Source organism: Nostoc sp. (assembly GCF_041747015.1).
In the GTDB taxonomy this organism is placed as follows: Bacteria; Cyanobacteriota; Cyanobacteriia; order Cyanobacteriales; family Nostocaceae; genus Nostoc.
On record NZ_JBGTFY010000062.1, the window covers coordinates 22,146 to 29,388 of the forward strand.

The 7,243-nt window shown below is 40.7% G+C and carries 7 protein-coding genes and 2 pseudogenes; 5 read left to right on the top strand and 4 right to left on the bottom strand.

The genetic code is table 11. The features are described from left to right. The first annotated feature begins 158 nt into the window (after positions 1-158). From cobQ to ACEW80_RS04740, 4 genes are all read left to right on the top strand, one after another. Entirely contained in the window at positions 159-1,643 is a 1,485-nt protein-coding gene (gene cobQ / locus ACEW80_RS04725) for a cobyric acid synthase CobQ (RefSeq protein WP_373525481.1), read from the top strand. Positions 1,644-1,725: 82 nt separating this feature from the next. Beyond that, positions 1,726-1,962, top strand: a complete 237-nt coding sequence (locus ACEW80_RS04730) for a 2Fe-2S iron-sulfur cluster-binding protein (protein ID WP_373525482.1) — start codon at positions 1,726-1,728, stop codon at positions 1,960-1,962. A gap of 249 nt (positions 1,963-2,211) precedes the next feature. Continuing rightward, entirely contained in the window at positions 2,212-2,430 is a 219-nt protein-coding gene (locus tag ACEW80_RS04735) for a type II toxin-antitoxin system HicB family antitoxin (protein ID WP_373525483.1), read from the top strand. Between the two features lie 141 nt (positions 2,431-2,571). After that, positions 2,572-2,874, top strand: a complete 303-nt coding sequence (locus tag ACEW80_RS04740; RefSeq protein WP_373525484.1) for a hypothetical protein — start codon at positions 2,572-2,574, stop codon at positions 2,872-2,874. A gap of 63 nt (positions 2,875-2,937) precedes the next feature. On the opposite strand, the gene ACEW80_RS04745 is transcribed toward ACEW80_RS04740, so the two are convergent. The 3 genes from ACEW80_RS04745 to ACEW80_RS04755 all read right to left on the bottom strand — a co-directional run bounded on the left by ACEW80_RS04745 (position 2,938) and on the right by ACEW80_RS04755 (position 5,577). Then, the gene (locus ACEW80_RS04745; protein WP_373525485.1) at positions 2,938-3,381 is read right to left on the bottom strand and encodes an SRPBCC family protein; all 444 of its coding nucleotides are present in this window, start codon (positions 3,379-3,381) and stop codon (positions 2,938-2,940) included. 302 nt (positions 3,382-3,683) lie between these two features. After that, a complete protein-coding gene (gene zds, locus ACEW80_RS04750) occupies positions 3,684-5,123 on the bottom strand; it encodes a 9,9'-di-cis-zeta-carotene desaturase (protein WP_373525486.1) in 1,440 nt (479 codons plus the stop codon). A 277-nt stretch (positions 5,124-5,400) separates the two neighbouring features. Continuing rightward, positions 5,401-5,577, bottom strand: coding sequence for a CopG family transcriptional regulator (locus ACEW80_RS04755; protein WP_373525487.1), 177 nt, complete (start codon positions 5,575-5,577; stop codon positions 5,401-5,403). An 813-nt stretch (positions 5,578-6,390) separates the two neighbouring features. On the opposite strand from ACEW80_RS04755, the pseudogene ACEW80_RS04760 reads away from it, so the two are divergent. Continuing rightward, positions 6,391-6,716 (top strand): annotated as a pseudogene (locus ACEW80_RS04760) (IS4 family transposase); the annotation flags it as partial. A 238-nt stretch (positions 6,717-6,954) separates the two neighbouring features. On the opposite strand, the pseudogene ACEW80_RS04765 reads toward ACEW80_RS04760, so the two are convergent. Continuing rightward, positions 6,955-7,137 (bottom strand): annotated as a pseudogene (locus tag ACEW80_RS04765) (serine/threonine protein kinase); the annotation flags it as partial. Positions 7,138-7,243 lie beyond the last annotated feature (106 nt).

The window sequence follows — 7,243 nt, forward strand, 5'->3', positions numbered from 1 at the left end:
ACCGAAATTTTCTAGGTGGTGGGAACTAAGGAACAGAGACACACAGAGGTAGAGACGCAGAGAAATTATCAAATGCTCTCTTTGCATCCCCTTGTATCCGTATCCCCGTGTTCCCTCATGTTTCACCCTGGATCTTGAAAAACTAATTAATAGCGACTATGAAATCAATTATGGTAGTGGGGACAACATCCCATGCAGGGAAATCACTTTTAACTACAGCTATTTGTCGGATTCTGTCGCGGCGTGGTTGGCGAGTGGCTCCCTTTAAAGGTCAAAATATGGCTTTAAATGCTTATGTTACTGCGAGTGGTGGAGAAATTGGCTATGCCCAAGCAGTGCAAGCTTGGGCGGCGGGAGTTGTGCCTTGGGTAGAAATGAACCCAATTTTGCTCAAACCTCAAGGTGATATGACCTCCCAAGTAATTATCAAAGGTAGGTCTGTAGGCAAAGTGAGTGCCTCAGATTACTACGAGCAATATTTTGACCTGGGGTGGCGGACAATTGAAGAATCGCTACAGCATTTAGGAACAGAATTTGACTTAGTGGTTTGTGAAGGTGCTGGTAGTCCAGCGGAGATTAACCTTAAGCACCGCGATTTAACTAATATGCGGGTGGCAAAATATTTGAATGCACCAACCATGTTAGTGGTTGATATTGATCGGGGTGGTGCTTTTGCCCATGTCGTTGGCACCTTAGAGTTATTAGAACCAGATGAACGCGCTCTAATTAAGGGTGTAGTAATTAATAAGTTTCGAGGACAGCGATCGCTCTTAGATCCGGGGATAAAATGGTTGGAAGAACGCACGGGTATCCCTGTTGTCGGTGTTATACCCTACTTACAAGAAGTGTTTCCAGCAGAAGACTCCCTTGATCTGCTAGAACGTCAATCATCGTCGAATAAAGCTCAAACTGACCTCAACATTGCCGTCATCCGCTTACCAAGAATTGCCAACTTCACCGACTTTGACCCACTAGAATCAGAAAGCACAGTTTCAGTAAAATATCTCAGTCCTAAGCAAGATTTAGGACATCCTGATGCCGTGATTCTCCCAGGTACAAAGACGACAATTGCTGATTTGCTCCTGTTGCAAAAAAGCGGTATGGCAGAAGCTATCCAAAACTACGCTGCTTCTGGTGGAACTGTTTTAGGTATCTGCGGTGGCTATCAAATGCTCGGTCAAATCATCGCTGATCCAGAAGGAATAGAGGGACAAGCGGGCAGATTTCAAGGGTTAAATCTTTTACCAATCCGAACTGTAATTACAGGACAAAAAATTGCCCGCCAGCGCCAAGTTACCTCAAATTATCCGCAACAGGGCTTGCCAGTCAATGGTTTTGAAATTCACCAAGGGCGATCGCGCATCGAACAGCAAGGGATAGATCCCCAATCCTACCATGCCCTATTTGACGATATTAATTTAGGGTTGGTGGATAATTGTCAATCAGTGTGGGGTACTTATCTCCACGGGATTTTTGACAACGGTCCTTGGCGACGGGCTTGGTTAAATCGCCTCCGTCAACAGCGGGGTTTAAAATCTTTGCCTACCGGTGTGGCTAACTATCGGGAACAGCGAGAGCAGATTTTGGATTCTCTAGCCACTGAAGTAGAGAGCCATTTAGACTTAACTCCATTTTTGTCTTAAGCTAAAGTGCATAAAAATGTCATTAGTCATTTGCAATTGGACTTTGGACAAATGACAATACTAAATTAAATACGTAACATTGATGATTGTTAGTGTCCGCTTTTTACCAGATGATGTCACAGTAGATGCTGAGGTGGGAGAAGCACTCTTAGATGTAGCAGACCGGGCTGGGGTATTTATTCCTACCGGTTGTCTGATGGGTTCTTGTCACGCTTGCACTGTCGAATTAGAGGATGGAGAAATCGTCCGCGCTTGTATCACCGCAATCCCGCCACGCGAGGAATTGACGATTAATTTGTTTAGCGATCCAACTTGGTAATGTCGTCCCTGTTATTGACAAGGACTGGTATGCTCATCCTTAAAGGAGAACAACATGGTACGTCCAGCCATCCATCCTGGAAAAATTCTTGCTGATGAGCTTCATGAATTGCAAATGAGCGCAAGTGAGTTAGCACGTATCCTTCATGTCCCAAAATCACGATTTCAGGCAAAGACGGAGCAGACGCTAAACGCTACCAAGAGAAGGAAGTGAAACAAGCAATTAAGGAAGTAGAAGGTAAAAAAGAAGATGAGTAAGCTTAAGTACCAAATGATTATTCAATGGTCTGAAGAAGATAATTGCTTCTTGGTAGGATTCCCTGATTTTCCAGGACAACGCTGGCGCACTCATGGGGATACTTACGAGTTGGCTGTGGTAAATGGAATTGAAGCCTTAGAGTCTCTAATTATTGCTTACGAAGCTGTAGGTGATCCACTTCCAGAACCGACAGTAAGTAGGGTGCATTAACGCAATTTACTAGGTGATAACTAATACTGTACAATTTACGCGATCGCAGGTTCTTTTGGTTTAAATAGTATTTTTACGTATTATTACTGCTTTTTTACAACCAGATAATTTGTATATTAATTTATCACTTAAGTAAAATTTATGATTAACCAGTCTTCAATTCTGGAATTCCTTAGCCAAGTCGATGTCAAAGATGATTTACAAAAAGAGATAAAACAAACAACTAAAGCTGCTGAGATTGTTTTAATTGCTGGCAAAAGTGGTTGTGAATTAACTTTAGATAACTTATCAAAACAAGTTGATTTATTGAAAAAGAAAAAACAAGATGAGTTTGGAGCTCTTTCTACGCAAGAAACATTAGCTTTAGACTCCTTAAAGTATTTTCATCATCAAATTTTGGAAGAGTTAGAAAAGAGGGCGCTGTCACTAGAGGGATGGCAATAGTCGCTCTTAGGCAGTAAGAAATAAAATGCAAAAGCTTTCTACTGCCTGTTTTGGCTAGCTATATCAATTAGATTTAAGATTCAGCGCGTATTCTTTAAACCTTTCCAAATCAGCTTGAATCGTCGATTCAACTATCCGTCCCAAAAATAAGTTATCCATAATTTTGCCAATAATGCCGGGAATAGCGTAGGAAACGGTCATTTTGACAACGCTACCACCGTGGCGATCGTAAAAGCGAATCGCTCCTTGATTCGGCAAACCATCAATCGATTCCCATTGGATAATTTGGTTGGGAATAACTTTGAGAATTCGAGATTTCCAAGTAAATTCTAGACTGCCAGTTTTTAATTTCCAAATAGATATATCTGGATTATCTGGCGGAATTTTTACCGAATCAATCCACTTCATCCATCGGGGCATTTGCTCTAAATCAGACCAGAGGCTCCATACTAAATCTATAGGAACATCTACTTCTACTTGCACAGTATGCTCTAACCAATCTGACATCTGTTTTCTTCTTCCTTTGCGCTCTTTGCAGTTAGTTATCGAAACAGAATTCAGGAGTCAGGAGTCAGAATTCAGAATGAATTTTGTACGACTGTCAGACTTCAGTGTGAGCGCTCAGTCAACGCTGAATAAGCGGGTTTAAGACCCCACCAAATCGTAGATTTGGTAGTCTGCGAGTCAGATGCTCCTATGTCGCTAACGCTTCTCTATGAGACACTGCGCGAACGCTATCGAGCGTCTTGATTCTGACTGCTGTTAGCGATAGCGGGGCGATTAGCCCATTCTGACTTCTGAATTCTTCTTCAACTCTTCAAAGTCTCCAAAATCACTTTTGCTGCACGCCGTCCAGAAATAGTCGCTCCTTCCATGCTGTCAATGTAGTCTTGCTGAGTATAACTCCCTGCAAGGAAGAAGTTATCTACTGGTGTTTTTTGGTTAGGGCGGTAGGCATCCATCCCTGGCGCTTCTCGATAGAGAGACTGAGCAAGTTTTACCACACTGTACCAAGTCATATTTAGCTCCCGTGACGAGGGAAACAGTTCATGGACTTGCTTGAGGACGTGCTGTGCGATCGCTTCATTACTTTGGGCAATAAACGGATCTCCCGGTGTTAGCACTAACTGTAACAAAGACCCCTGTCCTGGGCGATAATAATCAGCAGGGCTAGTCAACGCCAAATCGGCAAAACATGAAAAGTCAGCATCGGCTGTATAAAGTAAATTATCAATTCCTGCCGCATGATTTAGCTGTTTACGTTGCTCTCCATCATTGAGTTCCGTCACCCAACCATCGAAGCGTAACTGCACCGTAGCCACTGGCACAGCATCCAGTTTGTAAATATTGTCAAATTCTGACCACTTACGCCACTCGTGGGGTAGGATGCGTTGAATTCCTGGAACATCGCAGGCAAAAACGTAAGCATCAGCAGTGATAGTTTCTACTGTATCACCTTGGGCAACTAATATACCAGTGACGTGGGTTTGTTCGTCTAACTCAGTAAACTGAATTTCCCGCACTTGTCGACGTGTGTAAACTTTCGTGCCTCTGACTTCCAGATATTCCAAAATGGGCTTGTGTAAATATTCAGATGGAGAACCTTCCAGCATTCGCAAAACTGACGCTTCAGTTCTGGCTGCAAATAGCTGAAATATCGTTAACATACAACGGGCAGACATATTTTCGCAATCAATAAATCCCAGCGCATAGGCGATGGGGTTCCATAAGCGTTTGATGCTGCCATTACTCCCACCGTGACTGCGGAACCAGTCAGCAAAGCTAATTTTATCTAATTTGCGGATAGTTTTCATCGCCCCACTAAAGTCTACCAATCCGCGAACTATCGGACTAGTACCCAAAGCGATCGCATTTTGCAATTTATCCTGCAACGATAGTTGGGAAGTAGTGAAAAATGCTTTTAAGCCATTCAAAGGCGCACCTGTCAAAAATCGAAAATCTAAAGCACCAGTCTGTCCCCCTTTGTTTATGAAAGTGTGGGTATGTTCCTTGAGACGTAAGTTTTCTAACACCCCCACTTTCTTCATCAAATCAAATAATTGGTAGTAGCACCCAAAAAATACATGCAGCCCCATTTCTAGATGGTTGCCATCTTCATCAACCCAACTGCCAACTTTACCACCCACAAACGGACGAGACTCAAAAATCTCGACTTCACAACCAGCATCAGCTAGATCTACTGCGGTTGCTAGCCCAGCCAGTCCCGCACCTACGATTGCAACGCGCATTCCGTCGTTCCTTTTCAGTTTCTTTACAGATTGTAACTGGGTTGGTGTCGGAATTTGCTACTTAATATCAACTCCACCAGCATATTAAGGCATGGGAATGTCGACACGAAAACCTATTTGATCACTTCTTTTAGTCCTGGCAAATTACTAGACGCGAGAAAAATCGCGTCTGGATAAGCTAGACAAATTTTTGTCTATCGCAGTGGACTCAAAAAAGTATCATGACTATTTTTTTGGTGGCAAAGCAGTTATCTGAATAAGTTATGAAAGCATCTTCTTACCTGTTTATATCTTTGCTGTCGTCGGAGACAGGCAAACTTCTAATCAGTTCACGAATTACATCAGTTGCTGGTCTACCTGTTTGTTGACAATATTTTTCTAGTTTTTCCGCTTCCTGTGTTGCGAGATTCACTGTTATGCGTTTAACTGCCCATTTTTTATTTGTCATTATCATGCTATTTGCTGTATATTATTTAGAGCATCGAAAGCGTTTAACTAAAGAGGGAACCGATAAGATTATCAGAGTTTGTCTCAGGAAACAAGTAATATCATTAATATTAAAAATGTTTGTTTTGTCAAAGTATTCCCCATTTTCAAAAAAAATCAAAAAATTACACTTTATTTGTTACTATTGTGACAGTAGAAAAAGCAAATAGTTGCTTTTGAAGATAATCAACACAGTAACAGCATAAATTAAGCCTAAAAATGAAATTTTATAAATGAATTTGAGACACCTATTGTTGACTCAATCAAGATTTCCAAAATTTATTCTTCATTGAAAGCATTTGACTTTCTCCCTTAACCAAGTTCTCCAAACCCACTTGCAGAGAACATCTAGTATAAGACCTAAAAATAAAGCTTTATAATCACTATTATACTGAAACGCTAACTTACAGGCGGGTTGTAATGGAATATGTAGGTCGTGGAAATGACTTAAAAATAGGCAAAGATGCGATCGCTCTAGAGCAAACACCTATGTACACCCATGACTGTAACTAGTCAGTTAATAGCTACTTGAACGGTGATGAATTTTGGCTTTCATTGATCAAGCTAATAGCTTTATCCGTACTAATTTTGTAACTAGAAAAAATGGGATAAGACTCAGTTTTGTGGGTGTAAAGAACCAAGGTTTTTTGGTAAATTTTAACAGCATTATCTGTAATATCAGCCAGATTAATGAATCTAGAACAAATATGATGTTAGTCAGAAGTGTGGAATTTAAGAAAAAGGTGACAAAAAAGCCCAAAATACGTTAAATTTTGGACTAATGATAATAAACTCATTTCACAAAATTGTCAAAGGTATTCTCAGAGAAATACCAAAAAACTATTATCCAGTGTTGAATACTTGTTTTTCCTTGAGTGTTAGCTATCTTATGCTCTAGATGACAGTTTAACGAGTATGTGGGATTTATTTCAACGATTAAAGAACCCAGGATTTGATCTAGATATCTCCGCTTTTTCCAAAGCTAATACTCATCTAAGTCAAGAACTATTTCAGAATATTTATCAGCAATTGAATAAATTAGTTCATGGTAAAGGTCACAATAAATTACATAATAAGTACGCAATTTATCTGATTGATTCAACAATTAGATAGTAGTGCATAGTAATTATTTAACTTCGTAAACTAGCGTTATGGTAATGGACGAAATACCAGACTGACTCAATGTGGTTGTCAGGCGATTTTGAGAATGATAATTTTTAACAATGTTTTTCGAGTTGCATTTAGGGAAATGCGTAGTTAATGTGTTCAACGGCACTTACTTAATATTACTATGTACTAGTATCTGCCCACTTGACAAGAAGTAGGCATACAATGCGGGAATTCAGTCATTTGCGCCCCTGAGCTCTTCTAAAATAGCTGCTTCCCGTTGAAACCTCTCTTTGACTATTTGGTAAATTTGGGGATTATTGGGAATCGATTTTAGCCGTTTAACCACACAACGCCGCTTTGACGACATATATGTATCTTTTGCTAGATAGGGCTTGCTGAATAAGTCTCCAGAGCGAATCTAGAAGCCACACAGCTTACAAAATAGTAGTTTCGTCGCTTAGTTTCCCAATTTGCCCGGCGCTCGCCGACGAAAGTGCAAGGTTTTTGAACCTCTGGATGCTATA

Coding starts and splice junctions, on each gene's coding strand:
- cobQ (WP_373525481.1), top strand. CDS start 159: ATGAAATCAATTATGGTAGTGGGGACAACATCCCATGCAGGGAAATCA.
- ACEW80_RS04730 (WP_373525482.1), top strand. CDS start 1,726: ATGATTGTTAGTGTCCGCTTTTTACCAGATGATGTCACAGTAGATGCT.
- ACEW80_RS04735 (WP_373525483.1), top strand. CDS start 2,212: ATGAGTAAGCTTAAGTACCAAATGATTATTCAATGGTCTGAAGAAGAT.
- ACEW80_RS04740 (WP_373525484.1), top strand. CDS start 2,572: ATGATTAACCAGTCTTCAATTCTGGAATTCCTTAGCCAAGTCGATGTC.
- ACEW80_RS04745 (WP_373525485.1), bottom strand. CDS start 3,381: ATGTCAGATTGGTTAGAGCATACTGTGCAAGTAGAAGTAGATGTTCCT.
- zds (WP_373525486.1), bottom strand. CDS start 5,123: ATGCGCGTTGCAATCGTAGGTGCGGGACTGGCTGGGCTAGCAACCGCA.
- ACEW80_RS04755 (WP_373525487.1), bottom strand. CDS start 5,577: ATGATAATGACAAATAAAAAATGGGCAGTTAAACGCATAACAGTGAAT.